We start from the raw sequence: 775 nt of genomic DNA on the forward strand, positions 1-775 counted from the left end.
CAGCGATCATTAAATTGATCATTGTTGCGGAATAAGCTTCTGAAATAAGTAGTCAGATAGCTTTGACTAAACATGGTAAGAAACGTTGCCATGGTAGAGTGATTTGAAAATATAAATTACTCTCTGATACGGCCCGAATATATATTATATTTCGGGCCGTATTCATTTATGCTCTACAAAACTAAGCATTGCACTTTTATGATCTATCAGAGGTGAGAGTCTTGTCAGTACTTGATCAGGATACACAGAAACTAAAAATACCTCCCCACTCAATCGAAGCGGAACAGTCAATACTGGGTGGCTTGATGCTGGACAACAGTAAGTGGGATGTAGTCGGTGACAAAGTCCTGGAAGAGGATTTCTATCGTCAAGATCATCGTTTGGTTTATCGAGTAATTGCTAAGTTAGCGACGGGTGGTAATGCTCTAGATGTAGTGACGGTTGCTGAAGAGCTTGAACAAATGGGCGAGCTCGAAAATGCTGGCGGTATGGTTTATCTGGGGCAGCTCGTCGAGCGCACGCCAAGCGCTTCTAACGTTAGGGCCTATGCAGAAATCGTTCATGAGCGAGCAGTACTTAGACGATTAATAAGTGCCTCGGGAGAAATTACAGACAGTGCTTTTAACCCCCAGGGGCGGACAACCTCAGAGCTTCTAGATGAGGCTGAAAGGAAGGTTTTCCAGATCGCTGAGAATAGTGGTGGGAAAGACAGTGAAGGGCCTCAATCAGTAAACCCTATCCTAACCAAGACGCTAGAACGTATTGATGAGCTGTT

General features: G+C 44.0%; 1 protein-coding gene. It reads left to right on the forward strand.

Features of this window, described 5'->3' with window-relative positions; all coding sequences use genetic code 11:
- Positions 1–221: 221 nt before the first annotated feature.
- The coding region (locus A3735_RS05015) for a DnaB-like helicase N-terminal domain-containing protein (protein WP_304439961.1) at positions 222–775 on the forward strand (554 nt) is incomplete at its 3' end.

The organism is Oleiphilus sp. HI0061 (assembly GCF_001635675.1).